Source organism: Blastococcus saxobsidens (genome assembly GCF_010682065.1).
Lineage (GTDB): Bacteria > Actinomycetota > Actinomycetes > Mycobacteriales > Geodermatophilaceae > Blastococcus > Blastococcus saxobsidens_B.
Genome location: NZ_JAAGWG010000016.1, coordinates 62,340 through 77,335 on the forward strand (window position 1 = coordinate 62,340; position 14,996 = coordinate 77,335).

Sequence of the window (14,996 nt, forward strand, 5' to 3'; positions counted from 1 at the left end):
GGCCACCCACCAGCGTAGGTGGGGCCGTCCGGCCGCCGGATCACGCCTGGGTGAGCGTCGCCTGAACCTTCTGCGAGCTGCCGCCGCGGACCAGCTCCACGGTCACCTCGTCGCCCGGCTCGCGGGCGTCCACGGCGACGGCCAGCTCCTCGGAGCTGCCGACCTCGGTGTCGTCGATCGCGATGATGATGTCCTCCTCGCGGATCCCGGCCTCCGCGGCGGCGCTGCCGGGCTCCACGTTCAGCACGAGGGCGCCGTCGCGGGTGCCGTCGGTGACCGAGCGGGCGTTGACGCCGAGCGTGGCGTGCACCGCCGAGCCGGTGGAGATCAGCTGCTCGGCAATCCGCTTCATCGTGTCGATGGGGATGGCGAAGCCGAGGCCGATCGAGCCACCCGCGCCCGTGGAGGCGATCGCGGTGTTGATGCCGATCAGCGAGCCGGAGGCGTCCACCAGCGCACCACCGGAGTTGCCGGGGTTGATCGGCGCATCGGTCTGGACGGCGCTGATGACGGCGTTGGTGTCGGTGCCCTCGCCGGACAGCCGCACCGGGCGGTCCAGCGAGCTCACGATGCCGCTGGTGACCGTGCCGGCCAGGCCCAGCGGGGAGCCGATGGCCACCACCGGGTCACCGACCACGACGTCGTCGGACCGGCCGAGCGACGCGGTCACCAGGCCGGGCTTCTCCACCTTGATGACGGCGAGGTCGCTGGCCGGGTCACGGCCGACGATGCGGGCGGCCGACCCGCTGCCGTCGGAGAACACGGCGCGGATCTCGGCACCCTCGACGTCGTCGGCGCCGGAGACGACGTGGTTGTTCGTGACGATGTAGCCGTTCTCGCCGTCGATGACCACGCCGGAACCGGTCGCGCCGGCCTGCCCGACGCGCACCTCGATCGAGACCACGGCGGGGATCACCTGCTCCGCGATGCCCGACACCGAGCCGGGCTCCCGGGTGATCCCCGGTTCCACCTGGGAGAGCGTCGTCCCCGGGGCCAGCAGCGGCGTCTCCTCCGCGGTGCGGGTGAGGTACCAGCCGACGCCGCCCCCGACGGCCGACACCAGGAGCAGGCCGAGGACAGCGAGCGTCATCAGGCGCACGGACAGGTCGCGCAGCCGGAGCTTGCGGCGGCCCTGGGCGTCGACGACGACCGGGCCCGGCTGGGCGTCCTCGTCGTACACCGCGGGCGCCCCGAGGCCGGCGGGGGCCGCGGGGTCGCGCCACGGGTCGGTGCGGGCGTCGGCCTTCCACCACGGACCGGCGGCGGTGCGCCGGCCGCCCGGACGCCCGGACGGCGGGTCCTGCAGCCCGCCCCGACCGGGCGCGGGCGGCCCGAAGGCTCGGATCAGCGCCTCGGGCGGGGGCGGCGGCACGGGTCGCGCGGGGAGCGGGGGCCGGTTGCCGGCGAAGCTGCCGTCGACGGCCGGCGGGCGGCCGAACGCGCCGGCCTGGCCGGGCGTGTTGGGCGGCGCGGCGACCGGACGGGGGTCGAGCCGCTGGGCGGACGCGTCGAAGCCACCGGTCTGCCCGTCGGGCCGGGTGAAGACGGCGTCCGGGCGGCCGTCGGCCGACCGGTCCTCGGGACGGGTCAGGGTGTGCCGCCCGGACCGACGGCACCGGAGGAGCCCACTGTCACGGTGCGCAGGACCGGGGGCGCCACCTCGGTGTGCTGCTGGGGCCCGGGGTCGGCGGCCGGCCCGGGGGTCGCCCGGCCCGGGTCGGCGGGGAGGGTCAGCGCCAGCGCGGTGACGCCGGCACCCAGGCCGACCAGCGTGCCGGCCACCCCGCGGCGCAGCCACTGCCCGCCGAAGGCTCCGCGGCGTGGCTCCTGCGGGGTGAGGTCGACCGACCAGGAGCCGCTGCCGCCGGTGACGGTCAGCTCCCCCGGGGCGGCGCTCATCGAGCCCGGACCGCCACCGGCACCCGGCACGTCGGCGGTGAAGGGGATCGCGCACAACCGCGACATGAGGTCACCGGGGACGACGACGTCGGCGGAGCCGTGCAGCGCCTCCTTCGCCTCGCGCTGGGCCTCCACCGCCATCCGGCACTGCGCGCAGCCGGTCAGGTGGCGGGCGGCCCGCGCGGCCGGGCCGGCCGCCAGCTCGCCGTCGACGAGCGCGGCGATGGCCTCCTGCGCCAGGTGGCTCTCCGGGATGTTCACGCCCCTACCTCCCCCGGCACGACCGGACGACGGGGCGCCAGGTGGGCGAGCGCCTGGCGCAGCTGGACGCGGCCGCGGTGGATGCGGCTGCGCACCGTGCCGAGCTTGATGCCCAGCGTCGCGGCGATCTCCTCGTAGGTGAGGCCCTCGATGTCACAGAGGACCACCGCCACGCGGAACTCCGGCGGCAGCGCGTCCAGCGCGGCCTGCACCTGCGGGTCGAGGTGGGTGTCGGCGTAGACCTGCTCGGGGCTGGGCGCGCGGCCGGGGAGCCGCTCGGTGTCCTCGGGCAGCGCGTCGAACCGGATGCGCTGGCGCCGCCGGACCATGTCGAGGAACAGGTTCGTGGTGATGCGGTGCAGCCAGCCCTCGAAAGTGCCCGGCGAGTAGTCGGCCAGCGAGCGGAAGACCCGGACGAACGTCTCCTGGGTGAGGTCCTCGGCGTCCTGGGCGTTGCCCGACAGCCGGTAGGCCAGCCGGTAGACACGGGCGGAGTGGTCGCGCACGACCTGCTCCCACGAGGGCGCCACCCAGGCGTCCGGCCCCCCGACGGGGGCAGCGGACTGCACGGGAGTGGCCTCGGGCACGGACCCAGGATCGCAGACCGGAGTCGCGGCGACCTCCTCGGTCTCGGCGTTTCGGGCGGACAGGGCTCGCTTCACGCGCACGTCCTGATCAACGGGCGGGCGGCACATCCGTGTTCCCGCGCACCGGAACTCCCAGGAGACGCACAGGTGCCGCGTCCGCACGCAGGTCCGGGCCGCCCGGCCACTACCCTCGGCCGGTGATGAGCGCCCAGGCACCGCCGCCCGGCAGTGGCACCGACGCGGGCGCTGCGTACGCCGATCGGTTCGCCGGTGAGTCCCCCGAGATGGCCGCGGCCCGGGAGCGGGCGCACCACCTGTCCGGACCTCCCCCGGTGGAGCCCTCGGTGGGTGCGACCCTCGCCGTCCTGGCGACCACGACCGCGGCCCGAACGGTCGTGTCCATCGGCAGCGGAGGGGGGCTGGCCCCCCTCTGGCTGCTGCGCGGCATGCGTCCCGACGGCGTCCTCACCGCCCTGGACGGCGACCCGGAGCAGCTCCGCGCCGCCCGCCGGGCGCTGGCCGAGGCGAACGTGCCGGCCAGCCGCGCCCGGCTGATCTTCGGCACCCCCGGCGAGGTGCTCCCGCGGCTGTCCCCCGGCGCCTACGACATGGTCTGCTGCGCCGGCCCGCCCCGGGAGTACGCCGAGCAGCTGGCCGCCCTGGTGGCGCTGGTGCGGGTGGGCGGCACGCTCACCCTGCACGGGCTGCTGGAGGGCGGCCGCATCGCCGACCGCACCGTCCGGGACCCGCAGACGGTGGCCTGGCGCGAGATCGGCCGGACGATCCGCGACGACGAGACGCTGCTGCCGGCCGTGCTGCCCATCGGCAGCGGACTGCTGGTCGCCACCAAGCGCTGACCCGCCCGCCGCCCGCCCGCAAGCGGTCGGCTCAGACGTAGGCGCGGGCACCCTTGCCGATGACGGTGATGCCGCCGGCGCTGACGTGGTAGCGCTCCCGGTCGAGCTCGGGGTCCATGCCGATCCGCGCCCCCGCGGGGATCACGACGTTCTTGTCCAGGATCGCCCGGCGCACCTGGGCGCCCTCGCCGATGTACGCGCCGTCCATGACGACGCTGCCCTCGACCCGCGCGCCGCGCTCGACCCGCACCCCCGGCGAGATCACCGAGCCGTGCACCGAGCCGCCGCCGATGATCGCGCCCGCGCTCACCATGGACTCCTCGGCCCGGCCGCCGAGGACGAACTTCGCCGGCGGCAACTGCGGCGGCAGCGTGTAGATCGGCCAGCGGTCGTTGTAGAGGTTGAACACCGGCGTCACCGACACCAGGTCCATGTGCGCGTCGTAGTACGCGTCGATCGTCCCGACGTCCCGCCAGTAGCCGTGGTCGCGCTCAGTGGCGCCCGGGACGACGTTCGTGGAGAAGTCGTAGACCCAGGCCTCCCCCGCCGCGGCCAGCATCGGCATGATCGAGCCGCCCATGTCGTGCACGGAGTCCTCGTCGGCGGCATCGGTGCGCAGCGCCTCGAGCAGCGCGTCGGTGGAGAACACGTAGTTGCCCATGGAGGCGAAGCTCTCCTCGGGCGAGTCCGGCAGGCCGGGCGGGTCCGACGGCTTCTCCAGGAAGCCCCGCACCCGGCCCTCCGCGTCGGCGTCGATGACGCCGAACTCGGTGGCCTCCCGGCGCGGCACCCGCAGCCCCGCGATGGTCACCCCGGCGCCGGTCCGCAGGTGCTGGTCGATCATCTGCGCCGGGTCCATGCGGTAGACGTGGTCGGCCCCGAAGACGACGACGATGTCGGGCCGCTCGTCGTAGATCAGGTTCAGGCTCTGGAAGATCGCGTCCGCGCTGCCGGTGTACCAGCGCGGGCCGAGCCGCTGCTGGGCCGGCACCGGGGTGATGTAGTTGCCGAGCAGCTGCGACATCCGCCAGGTGGTGGTGATGTGCCGGTCCAGGCTGTGGCTCTTGTACTGCGTCAGGACGGCGATCTGCCGGATGTCGGCGTTCACCAGGTTCGACAGCACGAAGTCGATCAGCCGGTAGTTGCCCCCGAACGGGACAGCCGGCTTGGCACGGTCCTGGGTCAGCGGAGCCAGCCGCTTTCCCTCACCGCCCGCCAGGACGATGCCGAGAACCCGAGGACCGCCGCGCATGCCGGAAACGTAACCGTTCCCGGAGTCCGCCACAGCATCGAGGCCGACGAGGCCACCCATCGGGGGGCCTACCGGCGAACTGCGGCCCGGCTCGACCCGGCCCGTCGCCCGTTGCGCCGCGGCACGACGCGGCTCGACGGTCGCCGACCCGGCTCGACCCTCGGGAGCGCCGGGAGGTGACCCGGCTCGACCCTCGGGAGCGCCGGCAGGGCACGGACCGGAACGGCTCCGTCCAGGGCCTGCGAGGGGTGCAGAGGGCGGGATCCTTCTAGGGTGACGGCGTGCGCATCGGGATCGTCACGCGTGAGTGGCCGCCGGACGTCTACGGCGGCGCGGGGGTGCACGTCGAGCACCTCGTCGCGGCACTGCGCTCGCTGCCCGCGGGACCCGAGGTCGACGTCCACTGCTTCGGTGCCGAGCGGGCCGACGCCGCCGGGTACGCCGTCCCGGCGGGCCTGGCCGGCGCCAACGGCGCCCTGCAGGCACTGGGCACCGACGTGGAGATCGCCGCGGCGCTGGGCGGGGCGGACCTCGTGCACAGCCACACCTGGTACGCCAACGGAGCGGGGATGCTCGCCGCGCTGGTGCACGGCATCCCGCACGTGGTCACCGCGCACTCGCTGGAGCCGCGCCGGCCGTGGAAGGCCGACCAGCTCGGCGGGGGCTACCGGCTCTCGTCGTGGGTCGAGCGCACCGCCTACCTCGCGGCCGACGCGGTGATCGCGGTCAGCCACGGCATGCGCACCGACGTCCTGGACGCCTACCCCGAGCTGGACCCGGCCCGCGTGCACGTCGTCGGCAACGGGGTGGACGCCGACGCCTACCGGCCGGTGCACGCCCCGGACGTCGTGCGCGGGCTCGGGGTGGACCCCGACCGGCCCTACGCGCTCTTCGTCGGGCGGATCACGCGGCAGAAGGGCGTGATGCACCTGCTGGCGGCCGCCGAGCAGCTGCCCCCCGACGTCGGCCTCGTCCTCTGCGCGGGCGCCGCGGACACCCCGGCCGAGCGGCAGCAGGTGGCCGAGGCGGTCGCCGAGCTGCAGGCCCGCCGCAGCGGCGTCGTCTGGATCGAGGCGATGCTCCCGCGCGAGCAGCTGGTGCCGCTGATCACCGGCGCGACGGTCTTCGTCGTCCCGTCGGTGTACGAGCCCCTCGGCATCGTCAACCTGGAGGCCGCCGCCTGCGGAACCGCGGTGGTGGCCAGCGCTGTGGGCGGCATCCCGGAGGTCGTCGACGACGGTCGCACCGGGCTGCTCGTGCCCTACGACGAGCACGACCCGGCCGCGTTCGCCGCCGGCCTGGCCGCACGCACCGGCGAGCTGCTGGCCGACCCGCAGCGGGCGTCGGCCATGGGCGCGGCGGGGCGCGAGCGCGTGCTGGCCGAGTTCGGCTGGGCCGCCATCGCGCAGCGCACCACGGAGATCTACGCCGCCGTGCTCGCCGGCCGTCGCTGACGGGCGCCGTCGCCGCCTGCTAGCGTCCTCGCCGCCGGGACCGTGTCCCGGTGGTGCAACGGCAGCGAAGTCCGGTGGGAGCCCGGCGCTGTCCCGCAACTGTGAGGGCCTCCGGGGCCCGAGCCAGATCGCCTGCCCTGCGCCGTGTTCCGACCCTCGCGGCAAGGGTCGCGCATCAGGTGCCGGTCCGGCGCAACTGCGAGACGCTCGCCGCCTCCTCTGGAGGCTCCGTTGTCCCACTCCCTGCACACCCGCGTCCGCCGACGGCTCGTGCCCGTCGCCGCGCTGCTCGCCCTCGCCCCGGCGATCGCCGCCTGCGGGGGCGCGGACGAGGCACCGTCGACCTCCGGCACGTCGTCGTCCGCCGGCGGCGACTTCCCCGTCACGGTCACCGGTGACGACGGCGAGCTGACCCTCGACGAGCAGCCGCAGAACATCGTCTCGATGTCCCCCACCGCCACCGAGATGCTGTTCACGATCGGCGCCGGCGACCAGGTCGAGGCCGTGGACGACAACTCCAACTACCCCGAGGGCGTCCCGACCACGGAGCTGTCGTCGTTCACCCCGAACGCCGAGGCCATCGCGGGCTACGACCCCGACCTCGTGGTGCTCAGCGACGACATCAACGGCGTCGTCGACGCCCTCGACGCCCTCTCGATCCCCACGCTGCTGCTCGGCGCGGCCGAGGACCTCGAGGACAGCTACGCGCAGATCGAGACCCTCGGTGACGCGACCGGTCACGCCGCGGAGGCCGACGAGGTCGTCGCCGGTATGCAGGAGCGCATCGCCGACGCCGTCGACGCCGTGGCCGACCAGGCCGAGGGCCTGACCGTCTACCACGAGCTCGGCCCGGAGCTGTACTCCGCGGGCAGCAGCACGTTCATCGGCAGCGTCTACTCGCTGTTCGGCATGGAGAACATCGCCGACGAGGCGGCGGACGCCGCGGGCGGGTACCCGCAGCTGTCGGCGGAGTACATCGTCGACGCGCAGCCGGACCTCATCGTCCTGGCCGACACGATCTGCTGCGCCCAGACCGCGGCCACCGTCGCCGAGCGGCCCGGCTTCGGCACCCTGACCGCGGTGCAGGAGGGCCGGGTCCTCGAGGCCAGCGACGACGTCGCGTCCCGCTGGGGCCCGCGGATCGCCGACTTCGCCGAGGCCGTCGCCGGGATCGTCCAGGGCTGATCGAGCCGCGACCATGACGACGACGACGCCCGGCACCACCGGCCCGGCCGTGGCGCGGCCCGCCCGCCGCCGGCGCCCCGGGGTGGCGGTGGGGTGCGGCGTCCTCGCGCTGGTCCTCGCCGTGCTCGCGGGGATCTGGGTGGGCGCGCTTCCGCTCCCGCCGGGCGCCGTCGTCGTCACGCTCGCCGACCGGGTCCTGTCGGTGTTCGGCGGGCACCTCTCCGGCGGGCTGGCCGAGACCCAGGCGGCGGTCCTGCTGGAGCTGCGGCTGCCGCGGGTGGTGCTCGCGTCGCTCGTCGGCGCGGGTCTGGCCGTGGCGGGCGCGGCCTACCAGGGGGTGTTCCGCAACCCGCTGGCCGACCCGTACCTGCTCGGTGCCGCGGCGGGCGCCGGTCTCGGCGCCACCCTGGTCATCGCCTACTCCCCCGTGCAGTCGGTGGGACCGGTGGGGATCGTCCCGCTGGCCGCCTTCGTCGGCGCCCTCCTGGGTGTCGGGGCGGCACTCCTCCTCGGGACGGCGACCGGCGGGTCGCACAGCCCGACGCTGCTGCTGGCCGGCATCGCGGTCGCCGCCTTCCTCGCGGCGGCCCAGACCCTGGTCCAGCAACGGAACACCGACGACCTGCGCCGGATCTACGGCTGGCTGATCGGCCAGCTCGGCAGCTCGCAGTGGTCCGACGTCGTCCTCGTGCTGCCCTACCTCGGGGTGTCCTGCGCCGTCCTGCTCTGCTGCGGGCGGGCCCTCGACGTGCTCGCCGTGGGCGACGACGAGGCCACCTCCCTGGGCGTCCACCCCGGCCGGCTGCGGCTGCTGGTCATCGTCGCCGCCTCCCTGGCCACCGCCTCCGCGGTGGCGGTCAGCGGCCTGATCGGCTTCGTCGGACTGGTCGTCCCGCACATCGTGCGCCGGTTCGTCGGCGGTTCGCACACGCTCGTGCTGCCCCTGTCCCTGCTGGTCGGGGGCGCGTTCCTCGTCCTGGCGGACCTGATCGCCCGCGTGCTCGTCGCCCCGGCCGAGCTCCCGATCGGTGTGGTCACGGCCTTCGTCGGAGCGCCGTTCTTCGCCGGGCTCCTGTGGGCCGGGGCCCGACGTCGATGACGGACCGGACGGAGGAGCGGCCCGACGCGCGGTCGGGCAGCGGCGCCCGGGTGGAGGTCGTCGGCCTGAGCGCCGGCTACGGCCGGACCACGGTGCTGCACTCGGTGCGGCTCACCGTGGAGCCGGGCGGGTGGCTGGCGGTCATCGGCCCCAACGGATCGGGCAAGTCGACGCTGCTGCGCTCGGTGCTCGGATTCCACCCGCACGAGGGGCAGGTCCGCGTCGACGGCGCCCCCACCACCGGGATGACGCGCAAGGACCGCGCCCGCTGCCTGGCGTACGCCCCCCAGGCGCCGGTGCTGCCCGAGGGCATCACGACCGAGGACTACGTGCTGCTCGGGCGCACCCCGCACCGCCCGTTGCTGGCCGCACCCCGCGGCGTCGACCGGCGGATCGTGGCCGACGTGATGGAGCGCCTCGGCCTCGCGCCGATGGCCGGGCGGCCGCTGACCACGCTGTCCGGCGGCGAGCAGCAGCGCGCGGTCCTGGCGCGGGCGCTGGCCCAGCAGCCGCGCGTGCTGGTCCTCGACGAGCCGACCGCCGCGCTGGACCTCGGCCACGCGCAGCAGGTCCTCGACCTGGTGGACCGGCTGCGCCGGCAGGACGGCCTGACCGTGCTGAGCACGCTGCACGACCTCACGCTGGCCGGCCAGTACGCCGACCGGCTGGCGCTGCTCGCCGAGGGGCGCGTCGTCGCCTCCGGCTCCCCCGACGAGGTGCTGACCGCGCAGGCGCTGAGCACCCACTACGGCGCGCGCGCCGAGGTGGTCCACGGTCCCTCCGGGCCGGCGGTGCTGCCCGTCCGGTGACCTCGTGATCCTCACCGGGCCCACTCGCGGCACGACCGTGCTCAGGCCCGGAAGCGGAGCACGTCCCCGGGGCGGACCTGGCCGGCGGCGGGCAGGTCGTCGGTGACCACCACCGCGAGCACCGGGTAGCCGCCGGTGACCGGGTGGTCGACGAGGAAGAGCACCGGGGCGCCGTCGGGCGGCACCTGCAGCGCGCCCGGCACCAGGCCCTCGCTCGCGAGCTCGCCCTCCCGGGCCCGCACCAGGGCCGGCCCGGCCAGCCGCAGGCCCACCCGGTCGCTCGCCGGCGCGACGGTCCACTCCGCGGTGGTCAGCGCCGCCCAGGCCTCCGGTGCCAGCCAGTCCCGCCGCGGCCCGGGCAGCACCCGCAGCACCACCGGCCGTCCCGGCGGCGCGACGGGGGCGACGTCCACGACCGGCTGGTCCGCGCCCGGCGGGCCGACGGGCAACCGGTCGCCCGCGCGCAACGGCGCCGGCCCGAGCCCGGAGAGCGTGTCGGTGCTGCGCGACCCCAGCACCTCGGGCACGTCGATCCCGCCCCGCACGGCGAGGTAGCTGCGCAGCCCGGCGGACGGCGTCCCGAGGGTGAGCACCGCACCCGCCGGCAGCGGGAGCGGCGCGTTCCACGGTGCGGCCCGCCCGTCCACGTCGGTCGGCGCCGGCGCCCCGGTCAGGGCGACGAGCAACGCCCGCCCGGCCCGCACCCGCAGACCTCCCGCGGTGACCTCCAGCACGGCGGCCGATCCCGGGTTGCCCACCAGCCGGTTGGCCAGCGCGGCCGAGGGCCGGTCGGCGGCGCCCGACCGGGTCACGCCGATCCCCGCCCATCCGGGCCGGCCGGTGTCCTGCACGGTGGTCCGCGGCCCCGGCGCCAGCACGGTGAGCACTCAGCCCACCGCCCGCAGGGCGACCGTCGTCCCCGGCACCAGGAGCGCGGGCGGGTCCCGGTCGACGTCGAAGAGCACCAGGTCGGTGCGCCCGACCAGCTGCCAGCCGCCGGGTGACTCCCGCGGGTAGATCCCCGCATAGGCGCCGGCGAGCCCCACCGACCCGGCGGGCACCCGCGTCCGCGGGGTCGGGCGGCGGGCCACGTGCAGCTCCGGAGGCAGACCGGTCAGGTAGCCGAAGCCCGGGGCGAAGCCACCGAAGGCGACGGTGAGCCGGGTGCTGGTCAACGCGGCCACGAGGTCCTCGACGGAACGGCCGGTGCCGGCGGCCACGTCGCCGAGGTCGGGACCGTCGAAGACCACCGGCACCTCCAGGTGCCCGGCAGCGCCCGCCGCCGACGTGGCCGCCGGCCGGAGCCGGCGCAGCACGGCGAGGTCCCGGTCGGTGGGCGGCCGGTCCAGCACCACCAGCAGCGTGCGGGCCGCCGGCACCAGGTCCCGCTGGCCGGGGAGCGGTGCCGCGGCCAGGGCGGCCCGGAGGCCCGGGACCGCCACCGGGTCGGCCTCCAGCAGCACGGCCCGGTCGCCGTAGGCGACGACCCGCTCGACTCCCCCGACCTCGGACACGGCCCCATGATCGGGCATCGGTCACCCGACCGCGTGAGCCGTGACCCATCCGCCGCCTCCGGGGAGCCGCGGCCGTCCCCGGGTGGAATGCTGGCCCGTCGTGACCGTGCCGACCTCCCAGGAGCAGCTGGACGACGACGCCGCGCAGCCGGTCCTGCTGGTGGGGCTCGTCGCCGCCCCCGGCGCGGCGGCCGAGCTGGCCAAGGGGCTGGCCGGTGAGCTGGCCGCCGAGCTCGGGACCCGGCACCCGGAGGTCGGCTGGCGGGTGGAGACGGTCGAGGACGGGCTCGTGCAGCCCCCGGCCGACGACGCCGAGCTCGTCGCGGCCACCCGGGAGCGGTTGCTGGCCGCCGACTGGGACCTCGCCCTCTGCCTGACCGACGTCCCGCTCGAGGTGTCCCGCCGCCCGGTGGTCGGCCACGCCAGCCCGCTGCACGGCGTCGGTGTGCTCTCCCTGCCGGCGCTCGGGGTGATGGGCCGGCGCCGGCGCGCCCTGGACGCGGCGGCCGGTCTGGTGCAGGCGCTGGTGAGCGACGGCGACGACGACCCCGCGGACCCCGCCGACCGGGCCACGCTCGGGCGCCGCCTGCAGCAGCTGGCCTCCGACCCCGACGGCGCCGACGACGGCATCCGGTTCACCGCGCGCGTGCTGTCGGGCAATCTCCGGCTGATCAGCGGGATGGTGCGCGCCAACCGGCCGTGGCGGCTGGCCGTGCGCCTCTCCCGGGCGCTGACCGCAGCCATCGCGGCCGGGGTGTTCGCCCTCGTCACCGCCGACATCTGGCGGCTGGCCGACGCCTTCGGCTGGCTGCGGCTGCTGCTGGTCGCCGTCGGCTCCGTGGTGGCGATCGCCGTCACGCTCGTCGTGGGCGCCGAGATGTGGGAACGCCCCCGGGGGCACCGGGTGCGCAAGCAGGTCGTGCTGTTCAACATCGCCACCGCCGCCACCGTGACGATCGGGGTGCTGTCGCTCTACCTGGCGCTGTTCGTCCTCGCGCTCCTCGGTGGCCTGTTCCTGGTGGTCGAGCCCCTGTTCAGCGAGGGCCTCGGGCATCCGGCGCGGTTCTCCGACTACCTCGAGCTGGCCTGGCTGACCAGCTCGCTGGCCACGGTGGGCGGGGCGCTGGGCGCCGGGCTGGAGAGCGACGAGGCCGTCCGGGAGGCCGCCTACACCTACCGGCCGGGGGGTGCGGACCCGGTGACCCCGGGCCCGTGACCCGCCCGGTTCCCCGCCGGCCCGTCCGGGGTGTGCCGGACCGCCCGCGGCGGGACACTCGGGCGTGACCATCGCCGACCGCTTCGCCGCCGCGCTCTCCGCCCGGTCCGGGCCCGAGCTCGCCGGTCCGGAACTGCTGCCGGTGCGCCTCGCCCAGGCCTGCGCCGTGGTGACCGGCGTCGAGGGCGCGGGGCTCAGCACGGTCGACGTCGCCGGGCGGTGGCTGCCCCTCGGGGCGAGCAGCCCGACGGCCGGCACCGCCGAGCGCGTGCAGTTCAGCGCCGGGGAGGGCCCCTGCACGACCTCGCGGGCAGCGGGACAACCGGTCCTCGCCGCCGAGGAGGACCTCCGCCGCCGTTGGCCCCGCTTCGCCGAGCAGTTCCTGTCCCGGTCCCCCTACCGCGGGGTCATCGCGCTGCCCCTCGGCCCCGCCCCGTGGGGCAGCGGGGCCCTGGACCTGTACCTCACCGACGGGAGCGCGGTCGCCGAGGTGGACGTGTTCACCGCGACGGCCGTCGGCGAGCTGGTCAGCGCGCAGCTCAGCGACGCCACGATCTGGTCCACCTGGTCCCCCGGGGACGCCCCGGGCTGGTTGCGCGGACCGGCGGCCCGGCAGCGGAGCCGCGTGTGGGAGGCACTGGGCCGGGTGTGCCTCGATCTGGACATCCCGACCGAGGAGGCGCTGGCCGTGCTGCGCGCCGACGCCGCGGCCAGGGACCGCACGGTCGACGAGGTCGCCGCCGAGCTGCTCGCCGGCGACCGCGCCCCGGCGGACCTGGCCGTCCGCCGCTGACGCCGCTCAGCCGGTGAAGGCGGCCACCGTCAGACCGGCCGACTCCAGCGACGACCGCACCGACCGGGCCAGGTCGACCGCGCCCGGGGTGTCCCCGTGGACGCACACCGACTCGACCTCCACCGCCACCCGGCTGCCGTCGACGGCGACCACGATCCCGTCGGCCGCCATCCGCACCGCCCGCTCGGCCACCTCGGCGGGATCGTGCACCACGGCACCGGCGGCGTTCCGCGGCACGAGCGTGCCCTCGGGGGTGTACCCCCGGTCGGCGAAGCCCTCCGCGACGGTGCGCAGACCGGCGTCCGCGGCCAGCCGCAGCACCGCCGAGCCCGGCAGGCCGAGCACGGCCAGGCCGGGGTCGTAGGCGGTCACGGCGTCGACCACGGCCCGCGCCTGCTGCTCGTGGTGGACGACGGCGTTGTAGAGCGCGCCGTGCGGCTTGAGGTAGGACACCCGGCTGCCGGCCGTGCGTGCGATGCCGTCGAGCGCGGCGAGCTGGTACAGCACGTCGGCGGTCAGCTCGGCCGGCGCGACGTCGAGGAACCGCCGGCCGAAGCCGGCCAGGTCGCGGTAGGCGACCTGTGCGCCGAGGGCGACACCCGAGGTCGCGGCGGCCGCGCAGACCCGCCGCATGGTCAGCGGGTCCCCGGCGTGGAACCCGCAGGCCACGTTGGCACTGGTGACGACGCCCAGCAGCGCCTCGTCGTCGCCCAGCCGCCAGACACCGAAGCCCTCGCCGAGGTCGGCGTTGAGGTCGACGGAGCTGCTCACCGGCGCAGTCTCGCACTGCGCCGGTGAGCGGGACGGCTCAGAGCTCGGGCTTGAGCTGCACCTTGATCACACCGTCGGACTTCTCCTGGAACTTCCGGTACATCTCCGGGGCCTCCGACAGCGGCACGCGGTGCGTGGCGAAGTCGTCGACGCCCAGCGGGTCCGCGTCGGTGAGCAGCGGCATGATCTCCGGGATCCAGCGCTTGATGTTGCACTGGCCCATGCGCAGCTGGATCTGCTTGTCGAACATGGTCATCAGCGGCATCGGGTCCGCGGCGCCCCCGTAGACACCCGACAACGAGATGGTGCCGCCACGCCGGACGATGTCGATCGCCGAGTACAGCGCGTTGAGCCGGTCGACGCCGGCGTGCTCCATCAGCGGCGCGGAGACCGCCTTGGGCAGCAGCCCGGCGGCCTTCTGGACGAACCCCGTGCCCGGGGACCCGTGCGCCTCCATGCCGACGGCGTCGAGCACCGAGTCCGGCCCGCGGCCGCCGGTCATGTCGCGGATCGCGTCGCCGATCTCCTCGACCTCGTTCAGGTCGACCACCTCGACGCCGCGGGCCTTCACCCGTGCCAGCCGCTCGGGGACGAGGTCGACGCCGATGACCCGGAAGCCCTTGTGCTGGGCGATCCGGCAGGCGAAGTCACCGATCGGTCCCAGGCCCAGGACGACGAGCGTCCCGCCCTCGGGCACCGCGGCGTACTCCACGCCCTGCCAGGCGGTGGGCAGGATGTCCGAGAGGTAGGCGAACCGGTCGTCGGCCGGGCCCTCGGGCAGCGGGATGTGGGTGAACTGCGCCTGCGGCACCCGCAGGTACTCCGCCTGGCCACCCGCGACCTGGCCGTAGAGCTTGGAGAAGCCGAACAGCGCCGCGCCCATGCCGTGATCGCGCACCTGGGTCGTCTCGCACTGGGTGTAGAGCTGCTGCTGGCACATCCAGCAGTGCCCGCAGGAGATCTGGAAGGGGATCGAGACGCGGTCGCCCACCTTCAGGTTCGTGACCGCCGAGCCGACCTCCACGACCTGGCCCATGTTCTCGTGGCCGAGGATGTCACCCACGCCCATGAACGGCGAGAGCGGCTCGTACAGGTGCAGGTCCGAGCCGCAGATGTTCGACGTCGTCACGCGGATGACGGCGTCCGTCGGCTCCTGGACGAAGGGGTCGGGGACCTCCTCGACTCGTACGTCGCGCTGTCCGTGCCAGGTCACTGCCTTCATGGAACTCCCGTCACCGGGCACCCGTGGCGGGCGCCGCTCCGTCCCTGGGTGCCCGCAAGGTGCTCGGCTCAACCGCA

At 75.6% G+C, this 14,996-nt stretch carries 15 protein-coding genes and 1 riboswitch; of the genes, 7 read left to right on the forward strand and 8 right to left on the reverse strand.

Annotation, left to right across the window (positions count from 1 at the left end):
* Positions 1-40 precede the first annotated feature (40 nt).
* From GCU60_RS12245 to sigE, 3 genes are all read right to left on the reverse strand, one after another.
* Positions 41-1,372 carry a S1C family serine protease gene (locus GCU60_RS12245; protein ID WP_345770557.1) on the reverse strand — a complete coding sequence of 444 codons (1,332 nt, stop codon included), beginning with the start codon at positions 1,370-1,372 and terminating at the stop codon, positions 41-43.
* A 215-nt stretch (positions 1,373-1,587) separates the two neighbouring features.
* Entirely contained in the window at positions 1,588-2,160 is a 573-nt protein-coding gene (locus GCU60_RS12250; RefSeq protein ID WP_163205574.1) for a zf-HC2 domain-containing protein, read from the reverse strand.
* Entirely contained in the window at positions 2,157-2,855 is a 699-nt protein-coding gene (sigE, locus tag GCU60_RS12255; protein ID WP_163205576.1) for an RNA polymerase sigma factor SigE, read from the reverse strand. Before sigE ends, GCU60_RS12250 begins: the two co-directional genes overlap by 4 nt.
* Before the next feature lie 92 nt (positions 2,856-2,947).
* On the opposite strand from sigE, the gene GCU60_RS12260 reads away from it, so the two are divergent.
* The gene (locus GCU60_RS12260) at positions 2,948-3,604 is read left to right on the forward strand and encodes an O-methyltransferase (RefSeq protein ID WP_163205688.1); all 657 of its coding nucleotides are present in this window, start codon (positions 2,948-2,950) and stop codon (positions 3,602-3,604) included.
* A gap of 31 nt (positions 3,605-3,635) precedes the next feature.
* Here GCU60_RS12260 and glgC read toward each other — a convergent pair whose 3' ends face one another.
* Positions 3,636-4,856 carry a glucose-1-phosphate adenylyltransferase gene (gene glgC / locus GCU60_RS12265; protein ID WP_163205578.1) on the reverse strand — a complete coding sequence of 407 codons (1,221 nt, stop codon included), beginning with the start codon at positions 4,854-4,856 and terminating at the stop codon, positions 3,636-3,638.
* A gap of 281 nt (positions 4,857-5,137) precedes the next feature.
* Here glgC and glgA point away from each other — a divergent pair, with 281 nt between their 5' ends.
* From glgA to GCU60_RS12285, 4 genes are all read left to right on the forward strand, one after another.
* Positions 5,138-6,310 carry a glycogen synthase gene (glgA, locus tag GCU60_RS12270; protein WP_163205580.1) on the forward strand — a complete coding sequence of 391 codons (1,173 nt, stop codon included), beginning with the start codon at positions 5,138-5,140 and terminating at the stop codon, positions 6,308-6,310.
* A gap of 38 nt (positions 6,311-6,348) precedes the next feature.
* A riboswitch (adenosylcobalamin (AdoCbl) riboswitch) is annotated at positions 6,349-6,486 on the forward strand.
* A gap of 55 nt (positions 6,487-6,541) precedes the next feature.
* Positions 6,542-7,495: an ABC transporter substrate-binding protein gene (locus GCU60_RS12275; protein WP_239521090.1), complete on the forward strand. Its 954-nt coding sequence runs from the start codon at positions 6,542-6,544 to the stop codon at positions 7,493-7,495.
* Between the two features lie 13 nt (positions 7,496-7,508).
* A complete protein-coding gene (locus tag GCU60_RS12280; protein ID WP_163205582.1) occupies positions 7,509-8,594 on the forward strand; it encodes a FecCD family ABC transporter permease in 1,086 nt (361 codons plus the stop codon).
* Positions 8,591-9,403 (forward strand): ABC transporter ATP-binding protein, encoded by an 813-nt coding sequence (locus GCU60_RS12285; protein ID WP_163205584.1) that lies wholly within the window; start codon positions 8,591-8,593, stop codon positions 9,401-9,403. Before GCU60_RS12280 ends, GCU60_RS12285 begins: the two co-directional genes overlap by 4 nt.
* Positions 9,404-9,444: 41 nt before the next feature.
* Here GCU60_RS12285 and GCU60_RS19895 read toward each other — a convergent pair whose 3' ends face one another.
* Together GCU60_RS19895 and GCU60_RS19900 are read right to left on the reverse strand one after the other, a co-directional pair.
* On the reverse strand, positions 9,445-10,290 hold the full coding sequence (locus GCU60_RS19895; RefSeq protein ID WP_345770558.1) for a biotin-dependent carboxyltransferase family protein: 846 nt from the start codon (positions 10,288-10,290) through the stop codon (positions 9,445-9,447).
* Positions 10,291-10,917 (reverse strand): 5-oxoprolinase subunit B family protein, encoded by a 627-nt coding sequence (locus tag GCU60_RS19900; protein WP_345770559.1) that lies wholly within the window; start codon positions 10,915-10,917, stop codon positions 10,291-10,293. It abuts the gene before it with no gap.
* A gap of 100 nt (positions 10,918-11,017) precedes the next feature.
* On the opposite strand from GCU60_RS19900, the gene GCU60_RS12295 reads away from it, so the two are divergent.
* The gene (locus GCU60_RS12295) at positions 11,018-12,133 is read left to right on the forward strand and encodes a hypothetical protein (RefSeq protein ID WP_345770560.1); all 1,116 of its coding nucleotides are present in this window, start codon (positions 11,018-11,020) and stop codon (positions 12,131-12,133) included.
* 64 nt (positions 12,134-12,197) lie between these two features.
* Positions 12,198-12,926, forward strand: coding sequence for a GAF domain-containing protein (locus tag GCU60_RS12300; RefSeq protein WP_239521091.1), 729 nt, complete (start codon positions 12,198-12,200; stop codon positions 12,924-12,926).
* A gap of 6 nt (positions 12,927-12,932) precedes the next feature.
* On the opposite strand, the gene GCU60_RS12305 is transcribed toward GCU60_RS12300, so the two are convergent.
* A complete protein-coding gene (locus GCU60_RS12305) occupies positions 12,933-13,697 on the reverse strand; it encodes a 5-oxoprolinase subunit PxpA (RefSeq protein ID WP_163205586.1) in 765 nt (254 codons plus the stop codon).
* A 37-nt stretch (positions 13,698-13,734) separates the two neighbouring features.
* Entirely contained in the window at positions 13,735-14,919 is a 1,185-nt protein-coding gene (locus GCU60_RS12310) for a zinc-dependent alcohol dehydrogenase (RefSeq protein ID WP_163205588.1), read from the reverse strand.
* Positions 14,920-14,996 lie beyond the last annotated feature (77 nt).

Bases quoted from the DNA above. Each gene is read 5' to 3' on its own strand.
- sigE (WP_163205576.1), bottom strand. From the start codon at position 2,855: ATGTGCCGCCCGCCCGTTGATCAGGACGTGCGCGTGAAGCGAGCCCTG.
- GCU60_RS12260 (WP_163205688.1), top strand. From the start codon at position 2,948: ATGAGCGCCCAGGCACCGCCGCCCGGCAGTGGCACCGACGCGGGCGCT.
- glgC (WP_163205578.1), bottom strand. From the start codon at position 4,856: ATGCGCGGCGGTCCTCGGGTTCTCGGCATCGTCCTGGCGGGCGGTGAG.
- GCU60_RS12280 (WP_163205582.1), top strand. From the start codon at position 7,509: ATGACGACGACGACGCCCGGCACCACCGGCCCGGCCGTGGCGCGGCCC.
- GCU60_RS12285 (WP_163205584.1), top strand. From the start codon at position 8,591: ATGACGGACCGGACGGAGGAGCGGCCCGACGCGCGGTCGGGCAGCGGC.
- GCU60_RS12310 (WP_163205588.1), bottom strand. From the start codon at position 14,919: ATGAAGGCAGTGACCTGGCACGGACAGCGCGACGTACGAGTCGAGGAG.